The 15,502-nt window shown below is 63.1% G+C and carries 14 protein-coding genes; 8 read left to right on the top strand and 6 right to left on the bottom strand.

The annotated features are described in order from the left end of the window. Window positions 1–2: 2 nt before the first annotated feature. The 3 genes from AC3WWH_RS15090 (at window position 3) to AC3WWH_RS15080 (ending at window position 3,907) form a co-directional block, all read left to right on the top strand. Entirely contained in the window at window positions 3–1,103 is a 1,101-nt protein-coding gene (locus AC3WWH_RS15090) for a hypothetical protein (protein ID WP_057254657.1), read from the top strand. Window positions 1,104–1,106: 3 nt separating this feature from the next. Next, entirely contained in the window at window positions 1,107–2,138 is a 1,032-nt protein-coding gene (locus AC3WWH_RS15085; RefSeq protein WP_058321021.1) for a peptidoglycan -binding protein, read from the top strand. A gap of 122 nt (window positions 2,139–2,260) precedes the next feature. Continuing rightward, the gene (locus AC3WWH_RS15080) at window positions 2,261–3,907 is read left to right on the top strand and encodes an FAD-binding dehydrogenase (protein WP_093233896.1); all 1,647 of its coding nucleotides are present in this window, start codon (window positions 2,261–2,263) and stop codon (window positions 3,905–3,907) included. 130 nt (window positions 3,908–4,037) lie between these two features. Here AC3WWH_RS15080 and AC3WWH_RS15075 read toward each other — a convergent pair whose 3' ends face one another. Further along, on the bottom strand, window positions 4,038–5,030 hold the full coding sequence (locus tag AC3WWH_RS15075; protein ID WP_057254660.1) for a Bug family tripartite tricarboxylate transporter substrate binding protein: 993 nt from the start codon (window positions 5,028–5,030) through the stop codon (window positions 4,038–4,040). A gap of 132 nt (window positions 5,031–5,162) precedes the next feature. Beyond that, the gene (locus AC3WWH_RS15070; RefSeq protein WP_110879127.1) at window positions 5,163–6,965 is read right to left on the bottom strand and encodes an ABC transporter transmembrane domain-containing protein; all 1,803 of its coding nucleotides are present in this window, start codon (window positions 6,963–6,965) and stop codon (window positions 5,163–5,165) included. Window positions 6,966–7,172: 207 nt separating this feature from the next. Here AC3WWH_RS15070 and rpmE point away from each other — a divergent pair, with 207 nt between their 5' ends. Further along, the gene (rpmE, locus tag AC3WWH_RS15065; RefSeq protein WP_034806140.1) at window positions 7,173–7,394 is read left to right on the top strand and encodes a 50S ribosomal protein L31; all 222 of its coding nucleotides are present in this window, start codon (window positions 7,173–7,175) and stop codon (window positions 7,392–7,394) included. Between the two features lie 82 nt (window positions 7,395–7,476). On the opposite strand, the gene AC3WWH_RS15060 is transcribed toward rpmE, so the two are convergent. Continuing rightward, complete coding sequence (locus AC3WWH_RS15060; RefSeq protein ID WP_058321022.1) at window positions 7,477–8,985, bottom strand: winged helix-turn-helix domain-containing tetratricopeptide repeat protein; 1,509 nt, start codon at window positions 8,983–8,985, stop codon at window positions 7,477–7,479. Window positions 8,986–9,160: 175 nt separating this feature from the next. On the opposite strand from AC3WWH_RS15060, the gene AC3WWH_RS15055 reads away from it, so the two are divergent. Further along, window positions 9,161–9,340, top strand: coding sequence for a DUF1127 domain-containing protein (locus tag AC3WWH_RS15055; protein ID WP_057254832.1), 180 nt, complete (start codon window positions 9,161–9,163; stop codon window positions 9,338–9,340). A gap of 13 nt (window positions 9,341–9,353) precedes the next feature. Then, window positions 9,354–10,562: an MFS transporter gene (locus AC3WWH_RS15050; protein ID WP_082640689.1), complete on the top strand. Its 1,209-nt coding sequence runs from the start codon at window positions 9,354–9,356 to the stop codon at window positions 10,560–10,562. A gap of 76 nt (window positions 10,563–10,638) precedes the next feature. On the opposite strand, the gene rcdA is transcribed toward AC3WWH_RS15050, so the two are convergent. The 3 genes from rcdA to AC3WWH_RS15035 form a co-directional block, all read right to left on the bottom strand. Further along, window positions 10,639–11,157 (bottom strand): protease adaptor protein RcdA, encoded by a 519-nt coding sequence (gene rcdA, locus AC3WWH_RS15045; protein ID WP_043610604.1) that lies wholly within the window; start codon window positions 11,155–11,157, stop codon window positions 10,639–10,641. 354 nt (window positions 11,158–11,511) lie between these two features. Then, a complete protein-coding gene (locus AC3WWH_RS15040) occupies window positions 11,512–11,700 on the bottom strand; it encodes a DUF1192 domain-containing protein (RefSeq protein ID WP_057254664.1) in 189 nt (62 codons plus the stop codon). Next, window positions 11,687–12,988 carry an MFS transporter gene (locus AC3WWH_RS15035; RefSeq protein ID WP_058321090.1) on the bottom strand — a complete coding sequence of 434 codons (1,302 nt, stop codon included), beginning with the start codon at window positions 12,986–12,988 and terminating at the stop codon, window positions 11,687–11,689. Before AC3WWH_RS15035 ends, AC3WWH_RS15040 begins: the two co-directional genes overlap by 14 nt. Window positions 12,989–13,293: 305 nt before the next feature. Here AC3WWH_RS15035 and AC3WWH_RS15030 point away from each other — a divergent pair, with 305 nt between their 5' ends. Together AC3WWH_RS15030 and AC3WWH_RS15025 are read left to right on the top strand one after the other, a co-directional pair. Continuing rightward, a complete protein-coding gene (locus AC3WWH_RS15030) occupies window positions 13,294–13,449 on the top strand; it encodes a hypothetical protein (protein WP_110879124.1) in 156 nt (51 codons plus the stop codon). Window positions 13,450–13,560: 111 nt separating this feature from the next. Next, window positions 13,561–15,498 carry a tetratricopeptide repeat protein gene (locus AC3WWH_RS15025; protein ID WP_113399021.1) on the top strand — a complete coding sequence of 646 codons (1,938 nt, stop codon included), beginning with the start codon at window positions 13,561–13,563 and terminating at the stop codon, window positions 15,496–15,498. The last annotated feature ends 4 nt before the right edge of the window (window positions 15,499–15,502 follow it).

Raw genomic sequence — 15,502 nt, 5'->3', positions numbered from 1 at the left:
CCATGACGAAACTGCATCTGTCCGGATGGAACGGTCGGGAAGGCATGGAAGAAGGCTATAATCCGCACAAGCTTTCGAGCCCCATGCACTATTTCTGGACCATGGTGGTCTTCCTGATCATCGTCGGTTTCGTGGGCGCAATCCTCTTTCGGCAGGCACACAACGCCTTTCTGGCCAACCCCGGCCTCAACGGCTTGATCCTTGGGGTGCTGCTGATCGGCATCCTGCTCGTATTCACCCATGTGCTGGGCTTGCGTCCCGAAGTGCGCTGGTTCAACTCCTTTCGCGCCGCCGGCAGTGCCGACAAGGTGGGCCGCGATCCGGTGCTGCTGGCGCCGATGCGGGCACTGATCGGTGCCCGTCAGACGGCGATCTCGACGACGGCGCTGCGCTCCATTCTGGATTCGATTGCGACCCGCCTCGATGAATCCCGCGACATCTCGCGCTATCTGACCGGCCTTCTCGTGTTTCTCGGTCTGCTCGGCACCTTCTGGGGTCTTTTGGGCACCATCGGCTCGATCAACACGGTCATCCAATCGCTGGATGCCGGTTCGGGAACCACCGAAGACATTCTGGCGGCCTTGAAGAGCGGCCTGTCGGCGCCGCTGACCGGCATGGGTACGGCGTTCTCGACATCGCTGTTCGGTCTTTCCGGTTCGCTGATCCTCGGCTTCCTCGATCTGCAGGCCGGCCGCGCCCAGAACCGTTTCTATACCGAGCTTGAAAACTGGCTTTCTTCCGTGACCGATGTCGGCTCCGAGCTGACTTCTGCGCTCGATGCGCCGTCGGGTGCGCCGGTCGAGGAGTTGAAAAAACTTACGGATCAGCTGGTCCGCCTCAACCAGGAGGGCGGTTCGAGCCAGCGCACGACCGCCGCCATGGCAAGCCTTGCCGAGGGTATCCAGGGCCTGGTGAAAAATATGCGCGGCGAGCAGCAGATGCTCCGGGACTGGATCGAAGCCCAGCAGGAAGAGGCCAAGGCGATGCGCAGGACGCTCGACAAATTGTCGTCGCGCATCGGAGGCGAGCGGATCGCCGTGACAAGCGAGAGGTCGTCATTGCCGGCCAAGCTCGGACAGTTGGACGAGACCGGAGGAGAGTAATCCATGGCGCTCGCCCGCAAAGGCCGCACGCAGCGCACGATCGATTATTGGCCGGGCTTCGTCGACGCGCTGTCGACGCTCCTGCTTTCGATCATGTTCCTGCTCACCGTCTTCGTTCTCGGGCAGTTTCTGCTGAGCCGCGAAATCAGCGGCAAGGACGAAGTGCTGACCCGGCTGAACAGCCAGATCAACGAGCTCACGCAGCTCTTGGCGCTCGAAAAGAGCGGCAAGCAGGATCTCGAGGATTCGCTCGCCAATCTCCAGGCTTCCCTGTCCCAGTCGGAAGGCGAGCGCTCGCGGCTGCAGGCGCTGCTCGATCAGGGCGCCGGCAGTACCGATGTCGCCAACCAGAAGATCGGGCGCCTCGGCTCGGAGCTTGAGAACGAGCGTGAGATCAGCGCCCGGGCGATGAGCCAGATCGAGCTCCTGAACCAGCAGATCGCCGCGCTGCGCAACCAGATCGCCGCCATCGAGGTCGCGCTTCAGGCATCGGAGGCGAAGGACCAGGCGTCGCAGACGAAGATCGCCGACCTCGGCCGCCGCCTGAACGTGGCGCTTGCCCAGCGCGTGCAGGAGCTCAACCGCTACCGCTCCGATTTCTTCGGACGCTTGAGGGAAATCCTCTCCGACCGCGAAAACATCCGCATCGTCGGCGACCGCTTCGTGTTCCAGTCGGAAGTGCTGTTCCCATCCGGCGGCAGCGAACTCAATCCCGAGGGGCAGGCGGAGATGGGCAAGCTCGCCTCGGCGCTGCTTGATCTCGCCAAGGAGATTCCGGCGGAGATCAACTGGGTGCTGCGCGTCGACGGCCATACCGATAATGTCCAGCTTTCCGGAACAGGCCGCTATGCGGACAACTGGGAACTTTCCTCGGCGCGTGCCACCTCGGTGGTCAAATTTCTGATCTCGAAGGGGGTGCCTGCCGATCGCCTGGTCGCGGCCGGCTTCGGTGAGTATCAGCCGATTGCGCCGGGCGAGACCCCGGAGGCCCGGGCCCAGAACCGCCGCATCGAACTCAAGCTGACCGAAAAATAGGCCGCGGCCGCGAAACATACCGCGGCCAACGCCCGACCCTTGAATTGACCTTGACGTACGCGTAACAGTTGCTGCAGCCATTCGTATGGCGGCGCTGTATGGGGTGCAGGGGAGGGCATTTCGTGGATTGCGATGTATTGGTCATCGGTGCGGGCCTTGCCGGCCTGGTTGCCGCCTCGGAAGCGGCCGCCCTTGGCCGCAAGGTCATCGTTCTCGATCAGGAAGGCGAACAAAACCTTGGCGGTCAGGCTTTCTGGTCGCTGGGCGGTCTGTTCTTCGTCGATAGCCCCGAGCAGCGGCGCATGGGCATTCGTGACACGCGTGAGCTTGCCTGGCAGGACTGGCTGGGGTCTTCGCAGTTCGACCGTCCGGAGGACCACTGGCCGCGGCTTTGGGCGGAAGCCTATCTCGACTTTGCCGCAGGCGAAAAGCGCCGCTGGCTGCATTCCCTCGGCATGCGCTGGTTTCCGGTCGTCGGCTGGGCCGAGCGCGGCGGCGGCCTTGCCCATGGCCACGGCAATTCGGTGCCGCGCTTCCATGTCACCTGGGGCACGGGGCCAGCGGTACTCGATCCGTTCGTGCGGCTGACGCGGGAGGCGGAAAGCCGCGGTCTGGTGCGCTTCCGATTCCGCCATCGGGTCGATGAGCTCATCATCACGGATGGAACGGTGACGGGCGCCCGCGGTGCCTTGCTGAAGGAGGATCCGGTCGGGCGGGGCGAGCGCAGTTCACGCGACGTCTCCGGCGATTTCGAGATATCGGCGGGTGCGATCGTCGTCACCTCGGGCGGTATCGGCGGCAACCATGATCTCGTTCGCCGCAATTGGCCGCGCAAGCGCCTTGGCCAACCGCCGGCAACCATGGTCTCGGGCGTGCCGCATCACGTCGACGGACGCATGCTGGAGATCAGCAGCCGGGCGCGCGGCTCGGTCATCAACTCAGACCGCATGTGGCACTACACCGAGGGGCTCAGGAACTTCGACCCGATCTGGCCGGATCATGGCATCCGCATCCTGCCCGGCCCATCATCCTTCTGGTGCGACGCCGACGGCAACCGTTTTTCCGCGCCAGCGATGCCGGGCTTCGATACGCTCGGCACATTGCAGGCGATCCGCGACAGTGGTCACGACTACAGCTGGTTCATCCTGACGCGGGCGATCATCAAGAAGGAGTTTGCGCTTTCCGGTTCGGAACAGAACCCGGATCTGACCGGCAAGAGCATCTCTCTGCTCCTGAAGCGGCTCGGCAAGAACCCGCCAGCGCCGGTCCAGGCCTTCATGGACAAGGGTGAGGATTTCATCGTCCGGGACCGGCTCGAGGACCTTGTGCCGGCGATGAATGCACTGACGGGCGAGAACCGGCTGTCGCTCGACCATCTACGCCGACAGATCGAGGCGCGCGATCGCGAGATCACCAACCCGTTCTCCAAGGATGCGCAGGTCACCGCGATCCGCGGCGCCCGCGCCTATCGCGGCGATCGGCTGCTGCGTACTGCCAAGCCGCACCGGCTGCTCGATCCGAAAGCCGGGCCGCTGATTGCCGTTCGCCTGCATATCCTGACCCGCAAGACGCTGGGCGGCCTGCAGACCAACCTCTCGGGCCAGGTGCTCGAACAATCGGGTGAGCCGGTGCCGGGCCTCTATGCCGCCGGCGAAGTCGCCGGTTTCGGCGGCGGCGGCATGCATGGCTACAATGCGCTCGAAGGCACCTTCCTCGGCGGTTGCATCTTTTCCGGCCGGGTGGCGGGGCGGGGTGCTGCTGGGGTGTGATCGCTTCCCGCCGCTCGCTTTTGGGCTGCCCCTCACCCTAGCCCTCTCCCCGCACGCGGGGAGAGGGGACGGCGGAGCGTGCAGCTAAACTTGGCAAATGCTTCGAATGTCTGGACAAGTCGGCTGACGATCAATCCATCTGCACGTTGGCGTCGCGGACGACCGGCGTCCACTTCGCCAGTTCTGCCGTCACATGCGCACTGAGCTCTTCCGGCGTCGAGCCGACGATCTTGGCGCTGAATTCCTTCATGCGTTCGATGACGGCGGGATCCTTCAGGGCCTTGTTTGCTGCCTCGTTGAGGCGGGCGACCACAGGCTGCGGCGTGTTCGCCGGGGCGAAGAGCGCGTTCCAGGTATAGGTCTCATAGCCTGGGATGCCGGATTCAGCGACCGTCGGAACATCGGGGAAGGAGGGCGCGCGTTCCGCCGTGGTGACGGCAAGTGCCCTCAGCGTGCCTGCCTTGATGTGCCCGGAGGACGAGGGCAGGTTGTCGAACATGATCGGCACCTGGTTGCCGATGACGTCGTTCAGCGCCGGACCGGCGCCCTTGTAAGGGATATGCTGCATGCTGACGCCGGCCATTTTCTTGAAAAGCTCGCCGGAGAGATGCAGCGGCGTGCCGTTGCCGGAGGAGGCATAGCTGTATTCGTCGGGCTTGGCTTTCAAGAGCGCCAGCAGTTCCTCGACGTTCTTGGCTGGAAGCTCCGGATTGACGACCAGCACGTTGGGCACGATGACCAGCAGCGAGATCGGAGCGAAGTCCTTCTGCGGATCATAGGGCTTGGTCTTGAGGATCAGCGGGTTGAGCGCGTGGGTGGCGACGGTTCCCATCAGGATCGTGTAGCCGTCCGCATCGGCGCGCGCGACATTGGCCGCGCCGAGATTGCCGCCGGCGCCGGCGACGTTCTGGACGATCACCTGCTCGCCGAGGTCTTCAGACATTTTCTGCGCGACGATGCGGGCGACCACGTCGGTCGACCCGCCGGCGGCGAAGGGAACGACCAGTGTTATCGGTCGGTCCGGGAAGCCCTGGGCGAGGGCCGGGGTGCTAAAGGGCAGCGCCGATAGCGCCATCAGGCCCAGCATCAGCGTTGCGCGCCGGGTCAGTTGCGAAAATGCCATGCGAATTTCCTCCCGATCATGTCTGCGAACCGCAGAGAACGGCCTTTGGCAGGCCGGCCCCATAACAATAGGGCTCGCTTCTCAGCCGGCAACTGCCAGGTGTGAAATCGGGAGGGTCGTCGTCGCAACGCCTCAGTTTTTCGTGGCGACGAACAGGGCCTCGGCGCCGTGGTCGAACTGCAGCCGCGCAAGCTTGGCGTAGAGGCCACCCTGGCGGATGAGGGAGACGTGCGTTCCCTCCTCGACGATCCGGCCATGATCCATAACCAGGATGCGGTCCGCCTTCAGAACCGTTGCGAGCCGGTGGGCGATGATGATCGTCGTGCGCTCGCGCAACAGGCCATCGAGGGCTTTCTGCACCAGCGTCTCGCTTTCGGCATCGAGCGCCGAGGTGGCCTCGTCGAGGAGCAGGATCGGTGCGTTCCTCAGGATCGCGCGGGCAATGGCGATGCGTTGCCGCTGGCCGCCGGATAGCGTGATGCCGCGTTCGCCGACGAGCGTGTCGTAGCCGTTGTCGAGGCGGTTGATGAACTCGTCTGCCTGGGCGGCGACGGCCGCAGCGCGCACCGCCTCACGGGTCGCGCCAGGCACGCCGAAGGCGATGTTGTCATGAACCGAGGAGGCGAAGATGGTGACATCCTGCGGCACGATCGCCAGCCGGTCGCGCAGTTCCTTCGGATCGACCGTGCGGACATCGAGCCCGTCGACGGTTACAGCACCCTTGGCGGGATCGTAGAAGCGGAGGAGCAGGGAGAAGACCGTGCTCTTGCCGGCGCCGGAAGGGCCGACGATGGCGACAGTCTCGCCTGGCTTGATCGCAAAGCTGAGGCCGTTCAGGCTCTTGTAGTCGGGTCGCGCCGGATAGGCGAAATAAACGTCGTCGAAGGCGATGGCGCCGTCGGCCGGTGCGGGCATGGCGACGGGGTTTGCCGGCGCCTGGATCTCTGGGATCTCCGTCAGCAGTTCGTTGAGCCGTTCGGCGGCACCGGCGGCCTGAGAGAGCTCGCCCCAGACTTCGGAGAGCGAGCCGAGGCTGCCTGCGGCAAAGACCGAGTAGAGCAGGAACTGGCTGAGGGTGCCGGCGGAAAGATTGCCCGACAGCACATCATGCGCGCCGAACCACAACACCGCAACGACGCTGCCGAAAACCATGGTGATGGCGAAGGCAGTGAGCACCGAGCGCGCCTTGATCGCGGCGCGCGCAGCGCCATAGGCATCTTCTACAGCGGATCCGAAATGGTTGTTGGCGAGTGCCTCGCCATTGAAGGCCTGCACGGTGCGGGATGCGGCGATTGCCTCGCCGGCATAGGCGGACGCCTTGGCGAGTGTGTCCTGAGCCTCGCGCGATCGGCGGCGGACGGAGCGGCCGAAGCCGACAAGCGGGAAGACGATGATCGGGATCGCGATCAGCACCAGGCTCGAGAGCTTAGGGCTGGTATAGACCATCATGCCGATGGCGCCGAGACACAGGATCAGGTTGCGCAGCGCCACCGAGGCGGTGGCGCCGACCGCCGACTTGACCTGGGTCGTATCGGCCGTCAGCCGCGAGACGATCTCGCCGGACTGGTTGACGTCGAAGAAGGAGGCGGAAAGCCGGGTGACGCGATCGAAGACGTTGCGCCTGAGGTCGGCGACGATGCGCTCGCCGAGTGTGATGACGAAGTAGTAGCGCGCCGCACTTGCCAGAGCGAGCACGATGGCGAGCATCATCAACATCGAGAAGTAGGTGTTGATGAAACCGGAATCGGGACTGGAGAAGCCGTTGTCGACCATGCGCCTGACGGCGAGCGGCAGCGCCAGCGTCGTGACCGCGGCGAGGATCAGCGAGATACTTGCGCCGACGACCAGATGGCGGTAGCGGGCGAGATAAGGTAGGAGCGTGGCCAGCGGGCGGATGGATTTACGCGCTGGCGCCTGGATTTCTCGTTCGGACACTTGACCCCTTTCGCCAACCACGGAGGAAAGGCTTTGCCCATGAGTCTTCCGCGCGGCACTTGTTATCCCGCAGACCTTGATGTATAGGCACGGCATCGAATTGGGAAGCCGTGGCCCTTCAGCCGGTCCGCGGCTTCATTTACGTGTTCGGTCTCGAAGTCGCAATGCCTTGCGACAATTGGACCCTGGAACTCTAGGAAGATCGTTATGAAGGCAGACATCCATCCCGATTACCACGTCATCAAGGTAGTCATGACTGACGGCACCGAATACGAAACCCGCTCGACCTGGGGTTCTGAAGGCGCCACCATGAACCTGGAAATCGACCCCAAGTCGCATCCGGCCTGGACGGGCGGCAACCAGCAGCTCATGGACCGCGGCGGTCGCGTCTCCAAGTTCAAGAAGCGCTTCGAAGGCCTCGGCCTCTAATCGAACGCCTCTCGGCATTCTTAAAGCCCGGCCATCGCGCCGGGCTTTTTGTTGGCCGATCAGGATGCCGCCGGCTCGCCCGTCACTCGGGAAGGCCGGCCTTGCGAAAGCCGTCGACGAAATGCGCAAGCATGGCGTCGTTACGGAACGGCTCGGTCGCCGCCCAGTGGCGGATCGTGAAGCCGGGGTTGGCGACGAGAAACAGGTCCGCTTCCGTATGCGCCTCGTCGAGGCGGCACAGCTGGGCGAGGCTTGCCGCCAGGAACCGGCGTGAGCTCGTGCGATAGGTCTCGTCCCTGCGCAGCGTCTCGACAGCGGCCTCGTAATCGCCGGCCGCATATTGCGCCTGGCCGAGCGTCAGATAGTACCAGCTTGCCGGAAACGGGTTCAGCCGGAACGCCTTGCGGATATGCGCGAGGCTCTCTTCGACCCGCCCGGCGAGAACGTCGATGTCGGACAACGCCGCCCAGGTGTCGGCCTCGTTCGGGTCGAGTTCGATCGCCTTGGCGAATTCCGCCTCCGCCTCGGTAAAGCTGCGCTCATATGCGAGCAGGTAGGCCAGGATCCAGCGGCTGCCGGCATCGTTTGGGTCGATCGTGACGGCTTTGCGCGCGAGCTCCAGGGCAAGGCTGCGGGCGGCCTCCGTCGGTCCGCCGGAGTGCACCCGTCCCATCCATTGGTTCATCGCCAGCCAGCGGTAGGCTTCGGCATAATCGGGGTCGAGCGAAACCGCACGCGTCAGCATCAGGTGCGCTTCCTGGGCGGCCTGCGGCGTATCATCCATCAACCTGCGGGCGCGCACGCAGAGATCGTAGGCCTCGATGTTGCCGGGCCGGTTGCGTGGCAGCGGCGGCGGGCGCAATTGTCCGAGCAACGCTTCCACGATCTTGGCCGTAACCTCGTCCTGAACGGCGAAGATGTCTTCCAGGCTGCGATCGAAGCGCTCCGCCCAGAGATGGTCGGCGCTCAGTGCGTCGACCAGTTGGGCATTGATACGCACGCGTCCCGCTGCGCGCCTGGCGCTGCCTTCCAGCAGGTAACGCACGCCAAGGTCTTCCGCGATCGCGCGCACATCCACCGCCTTGCCCTTGTAGACGAAGGACGAGTTCCGCGCGATGACGAACAGGCCGGGGATCCTCGAAAGGTCGGTGATCAGGTCCTCGGTCAGCCCATCCGTGAAGGGCTCCTGCTCGGGATCGTTGCTGACGTTGACGAAGGGCAGAACGGCGACCGACGGCTTGTCCGGCAGGGGGAGGCGCCGCTTTGCCGCACCGAGCGTCCTCGAACTTCCCGTGAAGCGATAGCCGACGCGCGGGATCGTCGAGATCCACTCGCCACCATCGGCGGCGGGGCCAAGCAGCTTTCTGAGCTGCGCGATCTGGACGGTCAGATTGCCTTCCTCGACAGCCGTTTCCGGCCAGGCCGCATCCATCAGTTCGGCTTTGCCCAGGATTTCGCCGGGCCGCCCGACGAGCGCCGCAAGCAGCCTCAGTCCACGGTAGCCGATCGCGACAGGATCATCGTCCCGGAGGAGCGTTCCCGCACCCGGATCAAGTACGAAGGGACCAAAGGCGAAGCGCGTTTCCTGCATGGGCGCATCTATAGTTCGTTTGGAGGTTTTTGAGAACTTTTTGGACGCGCTTAATTACGCCCCGGTTCGTGTCCTGCAGAATTCGTCGGTCTTTCGGGCCGATATGGAGGCTGCCATGAACCACATTCCCATTCCTTTATTCCGGCATCAGGCACGCGTGCGCGAAGAAAACCCGATGCCTTTGCGCGCCGGCCTCGCAACGCTCAGAGGCGTTATCGCGACCTGGGACAGGAGGGCCCGTTTTCGCCGGGACCTCAAACGGGTCTCGAGGAGCGACCCGCATTTGATCGACGATATCGGCCTCGCAAGGCGACAGGTCGAGATCGAAATCGCCAAACATCTCTGGCAGGCATGAGGCGCGTGTCGAAATGATATCGGACCAAGAGTCTCTGCGTGCGACGCAGCGTCGTCAATTACGCGACCTGATCCTGCCGCGCGAACAACCAATCCTTTGGGCGGCGATCGCCGGCACCATCGCAACGGTCACGGTGTTCGCGGTCGCCCAGGGGCTGACCTATCCGCTGCTCAGCTTCATTCTGGAGCGGCAGGGAACGACACCGGGACTGATCGGCCTGTCGGCGGCGATGACGCCGCTGGGTTTCATCGTTTCCGCTCCCCTCATTCCGGCGCTGGTTCGGCGCTTCGGCGCGGCGTGGCTTGCTATTCTTTGCTCGTTGTTTGCCGCGCTAACGCTGATCGCGATCGCCTGGACCCAGGAGCTCTGGGCCTGGATGCCGCTGCGTTTCCTGCTCGGCTTCTTTGCCAATCCGCTTTCCGTGATCAGCGAAACCTGGCTGATCACGATCACCCCGCCGTCGCGCCGGGGCCGCATCATGGGGCTCTATTCTTCGATTGTTTCGGGCGGCTTCGCCATCGGTCCGCTGTCGCTCGGCCTCGTCGGCACGGAGGGCTGGTCGCCCTTCCTCATCGGCATCGTGGCTTTCCTTCTCTGCGGCATGATCTTGCTCGCAGTCGTGCCGCGCCTGCCTGATATGCCGCAGGATGGCGAGGCAACTTCCGTCGGCGGCTTCCTGGCGCTGGCACCTCTTCTTCTGTTTGCGGTTTTCACCGCTGCCGCTTTCGAGCAGATCCTGCTTTCGATGCTTGCCACCTATGGTGCCACGCTCGGAAGCACCGTGGAGCGTATCGCCTCTCTCATTACCTGTTTCATCGCCGGCAATGCGCTGCTTCAGATATTTCTCGGGCGCATGGCCGAGCAGATGGGCTCGATGCGGGCGATGTTGTTCTGTGTGCTGGTCTCGCTGGTCGGGTGCCTGCTGCTGCCATGGGCCTTCAATTCCTGGCTCGTCTGGCCGCTCGTCTTCCTCTGGGGCGGGGTCTCGTTCGGCATCTACACGATGTCGTTGATCCAGCTCGGCGAACGTTTCACCGGCCAGGCCCTGATCGCCGGCAATGCGGCTTTCGCGGTTGCGTGGGGTCTCGGCGGCATCGTGGGGTCGCCCGCGACAGGACTAGCCATGCAGTGGCTTGGCCATCGGGGACTGCCGCTGGCTCTTGGTTTCCTTAGTTGCGTGCTGGTGCTGCTTCTGCTGGCGAAGATGCGGCGCGCGCGATAGTGACACCAGCGACGCGAGAAACAAAAAACCCGGCGATGGCCGGGTTCTGTTTTCCGCACGCTGAAGCGAAGAGCTATCAGTTGGTGCCGAAGGCCGTCTGCAGCAGCTTGATCTGCGCCTTGACGCCGTTCTGGTTGTCCGGAACGATGGCGGCGGCTTCGTGCGGGCGGTAGATTTCGCGGTCGAGCAGGGCGACGCGGTTCTGCAGGCGCAGCGAGCGCTCGATAAGGTCGCGGAAGGATTCCGGCAGTTCGGCCCAGCCGGGAGCGGACTTGTCGACGTTGAAGCTGTCGAGGCGCACCTTGCTCTTTTCCGACATCACCTGGTCACGGCTCATCTCACCGTTGTTGACGGCGCGCTGCAGCAGCAGCCACGACGCCATCTGCATCAGGCGGGTGGTAAGCCGCATGGACTCGGCTGCATAGAGCACCGACGCCATGCGCGGCAGAACCTTCGAGGCGGCGCGGCCGGGACCATCGAGATATGTCGCCGTTTCCTCGACCAGACCCATGCCTTCCGAATAGAGCGTCTTGAATTGTGCCGAGGACGCTGCGTGTCCTGCGAAACTGACCGTATTCAATCCTCTCTCGGACATGACCTGTTTTCCCTGGTTCAAACGCATCACGACAGTCAGGTAGTGGACAGTTATAGGAAATAAATCCTTGCCGTCTCTATGCTCGAAGAATGATCCGATAGCGCATTTCGCGCAAGGGTATTCTTAAGAAAGGGTTAATCTCCACAGTTCTTTAGCGAAAGCTATGCCAAAACAAAAAAAGAGCCGCGAAAAGCGGCTCTCAAGGTAAAACAGGGAGAAAAATCAGACCCATTCGCCAGTCGGAGAAATTGTCTGAAACCGGAAAGCTCCGGATGCCCTGACAATCGCAGATAATGCTTAATTTGCCGTTAAACGCGCCTCGTTTTGCTGCGCTGCGGCCGCTCCCGCAAGGTCTCAGCGAAACAGGCCTTCGGCGGCTGAGCGGCTCGCGGATTTGCGCGTCCGCTCGGCTTCGAGCCGGGCGATTTCCTCCGTCAACAGGGCGATGCGCTGGGTGAGTTCATCGACTGAAAGCAGTGAAAGATCGCTGCCGATTTCGTGCACCAGCTTCTTTTGTGGTCGGTCGTCGTCAAACAGGCTCATCCGTCTGATCCTCCCATTTCTGGTTGTTGTCCGGTTCGCTATGCGCTTCCTCGAACGGGGCAGCGCGCGGCGAAAGCTGCAGGCTTTCCGGTGTCGTCGGCGCACCGGCATTGACCGGCGAGAAGGCGTCGCGGTCGGCGACCGGCACGGGCGCGCGCATCCGGCTGCGGATGATGGCATAGGCTGTGATCAAAATGTGGGCGCAGGCGGTAATCATGAACAGCCCATAGGGACCGGTTGCCGTCATGACCGGACCGCCGATCGTCGGGCCGATGATCGTGCCGATGCCATAGAGCAGCAGCAGGCCACCGGAGACCTTCACGAAGTCTTCGGCGGTTGCGAAGTCGTTGGCGTGGGAAACGGCGATCGGATAGAGCGCGTTGGCGGCGGCGCCATAGATTGCGATCAGCGTCAGCACGATCCAGACCTGGCTCGGCTCGATCAGGAAGATGAGCAGGCCGGCGACGGCGCCGACACCGGCAAGGGCGGCCAGGACATAGCGACGGTCGATGCGGTCGGAGAGGCGGCCTGCCGGAAGCTGCATCACCGCGCCCGCGAAGATCGCCACGCTCATCATGGCCGCGACGGTACTGTCGGAAAGGCCGGCCTGTCGCCCGAAGACGGCGCCAAGCGTGCCGAAGGCGCCATTGGCGATGCCGACGAGCAGGATGCCGAGGAACGAAACCGGCGAGTTCCGGTAGAGGCCGCGCAGGTCGAGGCTGACCTTCTTCAGCGGTTGCGGCGAGGCGGCCTTGGACATCAAGGTCGGCAGCATGGCGACACAATAGAGGATGCCGCAGATCATGAAGAAGATGCTGGTCGAGGTGTCGCCAAAGGGGATCATCATCTGGCCGCCGACGACGCCGAAAAGCGTGATGGCGATATAGAGCGAGAAGATGACGCCGCGGCTCTCATTGGTGGCGCGCTCGTTCAGCCAGCTTTCGATGATCATCGACGTGCCGGCGGTGGAGAAGCCGGTGAGCGCGCGCAGGATCAGCCACCAGGTCGGATCGATCATGATGCCGGTCAACAGCGCGACGATGGCGATGAGAGAGGCGAAGACGCTGAAGGCGCGCACATGGCCGATGCGCTTGACGACATTCGGGGCGAAGAAGCACCCGAGGACGAAGCCGGCCGCCCAGGACGTACCGATCAGACCGAGGATGGTGGTCGGGTATCCCTCAGCAGTACCGCGAACGGGAAGAAGCAGTCCCTGAAGACCATTGCCCAGAAAGAGAAACAAGGTGCCGAGCAGGAGGGCGGCGACCGGGAGCAGGTTATTTCTCATCATCCATCCGAAATTCGTTCTGCCGTCAGCAAGTTAGGGCGGTGCCCGGTGAATTGCCAGCCGGTTTCTCTCTACAGCGCTTTGATTACAGTGCCTTGATTTGCCGCCTGTTTCCTTCGACCGGAGACGATTGAACGAAACAAGCGGTCGCCGGTCATTGCAAATCGTCCGCGAAAACACTAGCCCTTTTTGCCAAGCGCAGCGTATCGCTAGTCCTTGGGGGAGGCGGTGCTCCGTGCGACGAAGTGTGCCGGCGTTGCGAACGCTTTGCCGGTTGAGGCAGCCTCCCGGAAGACGAGGGCTATATGCAGAAGGCGCTCGCCCTTATCCTGCTCCTGGCAATGATTATCCAGCTTCTGTGGCCACTCGGGATCCCGGGCCTGCGCCGCCGCCGCGACTTCTGGAAGATCGCGGTCTTCGCCATCGTCATGATGATGGTGACCGTGCTGATCCGGCCTTAACCGGGCCATCTTGCCTCTAACTACCCGTTTCCTTGGAAACTCCGGGGCCGATTGCGCGATGCTATTGGGTTGTACGTATATTCGCTACAACTACAAAAGGGCGCAGGACAGATGGGGAATAACGCGCTAGATTACCTCTTTCACTCCGGAAGTGAATTCGAGGGTTTCTTGGAACGCCGTCTCGCTGCCATTCTCGCCGCCGATGTCGTGGGATACAGCCGCCTGATCGGCGCTGACGAGACCGGCACACTCGCCGCGATGAAGCGACACAAGAATGAACTCGTCGATCCCAAGATCCACCGCCACAAGGGCCGCATCGTCAAACTGACCGGCGACGGCATTCTCGTCGAATTTGCGAGCGTGGTGAATGCGGTCGCCTGCGCCGTCGATATTCAGCGCGGCATGCTGATCCGCAATGAAAGTGTGCCGCAGCTAAAGCGCATCGAACTCCGCATCGGCGTGCATCTCGGCGATATCATCGTCGAGGACGGAGATATCTTCGGCGATGGCGTCAATGTCGCCGCCCGTCTCGAAGGGCTGGCGGAGCCATCCGGCGTTGCCGTTTCCGCCACGGTGCGCGATCACGTCGGCACCCGCCTTGATATCGGCTTCATCGACAAGGGTGAGCACACGCTGAAGAACATTGCCGCGTGCGTGCATGTCTATTCGGTGGCGCTCGGTGCGCCGACGAAAGTTGCGGCGGCGCCAAGCGGGGTCGGCCCCATCGTGCTTGATGACGGCTACGGGCTCTCGGTCGGCGTGCTTCCGTTCACCAACATGAGCCATGATCCCGAGCAGGAATATTTCTCCGACGGCATCACCGAAGACATCATCACCGATCTGTCGAAGATCTCGAAGCTGCATGTCGTCGCCCGCAACACCGTGTTCACCTACAAGGGGCGGTCGGTGAAGGTGAAGCAGGTGGCCCAGGAACTGGGCGTCCGCTACATCCTCGAGGGCAGCGTGCGCAAGGCGGGTTCGCGGGTGCGCATCACCGGCCAGCTCATTGATGCCTTGACCGGTACCCATCTCTGGGCCGACCGCTACGACCGCGACCTGACGGATATCTTCGCCATTCAGGACGAGATCACCCACGCTATCGTCGATCAGCTCAAGATCAAGCTTTTGCCGGCGGAGAGACAAGCGATCGAGAGCGACCCGACCACGAGCGTCGAAGCTTATACCTACTACCTGCGCGGCCGGCAGTTTTCGCATGCCTGGACCCGCTCCTATCTGCTGCTCGCGCGGCGCATGTTCCTGAAGGCGGTGGAGCTCGACCCTGACTTTGCCCGCGCCTATGCCGGCATCGCCGATTGCGAGTCGGCGCTGCGCGACTGGCACGAGGACGAATTCCCGCTGCAAAGCATCCTTTCCACAACCGCGAAAGCGCTGGAGATCGATCCGAACCTTGCGGAGGCTCATGCCTCACGCGGCCTAGTGCTGCACCAGGACGGCCAGGACGATGAGGCGGTCGCCGAATTCGAGCGGGCGTTGACGCTCGATGCCGGCCTCTATGAGGCGAATTTCCATTACGCCCGTTTCCTGTTTATGCAGGGTGCCTTCGAAACGGCGATCCAGTTCTTCAAGCGCGCTGCTGACATTCGGCCGGACGACTATCTGTCGCCGATCCATCTCATGAGCGCCTATAAATCGCTCGGCCGTGACGTCGAACGTGCGCAATGGGCAAGGATCGGGATATCTCGGGCAGAGCGGGCGCTGGAACTCAATCCGGAAAACTCCGGCCCCGCGCATCGCGGCGCGTTGGCGCTCGCTCATATGGGCGAAGCCCAGCGCGCCCGGGAATGGGCGGCGCGCGCTCTGGCAATCGATCCCGACGACGTGGTCGCGCGGTACAATACGGCCTGCGTTTATTCCATCCTCGGCGATACCGACGCGGCGCTCGACCTGCTCGAAACCTTGCTGCCACAGAGTTCGTGCTACCAGCTGCTCTGGTTCAAGCAGGATTCCGACCTCGACGCGGTTCGCCACCATGTCCGCTTCCAGGCGATGGTCGAGGCGATCGCGCAATGCGAGGCGGGGTTGCGCTAACCGC

The sequence above is a fragment of the Ensifer sp. EB106-03-01-XG145 genome (assembly GCF_058792075.1).
This window is presented reverse-complemented; position numbering and strand designations above follow the sequence as displayed.

Bases quoted from the DNA above. Each gene is read 5' to 3' on its own strand.
- AC3WWH_RS15090 (WP_057254657.1), top strand. From the start codon at position 3: ATGACGAAACTGCATCTGTCCGGATGGAACGGTCGGGAAGGCATGGAA.
- AC3WWH_RS15085 (WP_058321021.1), top strand. From the start codon at position 1,107: ATGGCGCTCGCCCGCAAAGGCCGCACGCAGCGCACGATCGATTATTGG.
- AC3WWH_RS15075 (WP_057254660.1), bottom strand. From the start codon at position 5,030: ATGGCATTTTCGCAACTGACCCGGCGCGCAACGCTGATGCTGGGCCTG.
- rpmE (WP_034806140.1), top strand. From the start codon at position 7,173: ATGAAGGCAGACATCCATCCCGATTACCACGTCATCAAGGTAGTCATG.
- AC3WWH_RS15060 (WP_058321022.1), bottom strand. From the start codon at position 8,985: ATGCAGGAAACGCGCTTCGCCTTTGGTCCCTTCGTACTTGATCCGGGT.
- AC3WWH_RS15055 (WP_057254832.1), top strand. From the start codon at position 9,161: ATGCCTTTGCGCGCCGGCCTCGCAACGCTCAGAGGCGTTATCGCGACC.
- AC3WWH_RS15050 (WP_082640689.1), top strand. From the start codon at position 9,354: ATGATATCGGACCAAGAGTCTCTGCGTGCGACGCAGCGTCGTCAATTA.
- rcdA (WP_043610604.1), bottom strand. From the start codon at position 11,157: ATGTCCGAGAGAGGATTGAATACGGTCAGTTTCGCAGGACACGCAGCG.
- AC3WWH_RS15040 (WP_057254664.1), bottom strand. From the start codon at position 11,700: ATGAGCCTGTTTGACGACGACCGACCACAAAAGAAGCTGGTGCACGAA.
- AC3WWH_RS15035 (WP_058321090.1), bottom strand. From the start codon at position 12,988: ATGAGAAATAACCTGCTCCCGGTCGCCGCCCTCCTGCTCGGCACCTTG.
- AC3WWH_RS15030 (WP_110879124.1), top strand. From the start codon at position 13,294: ATGCAGAAGGCGCTCGCCCTTATCCTGCTCCTGGCAATGATTATCCAG.
- AC3WWH_RS15025 (WP_113399021.1), top strand. From the start codon at position 13,561: ATGGGGAATAACGCGCTAGATTACCTCTTTCACTCCGGAAGTGAATTC.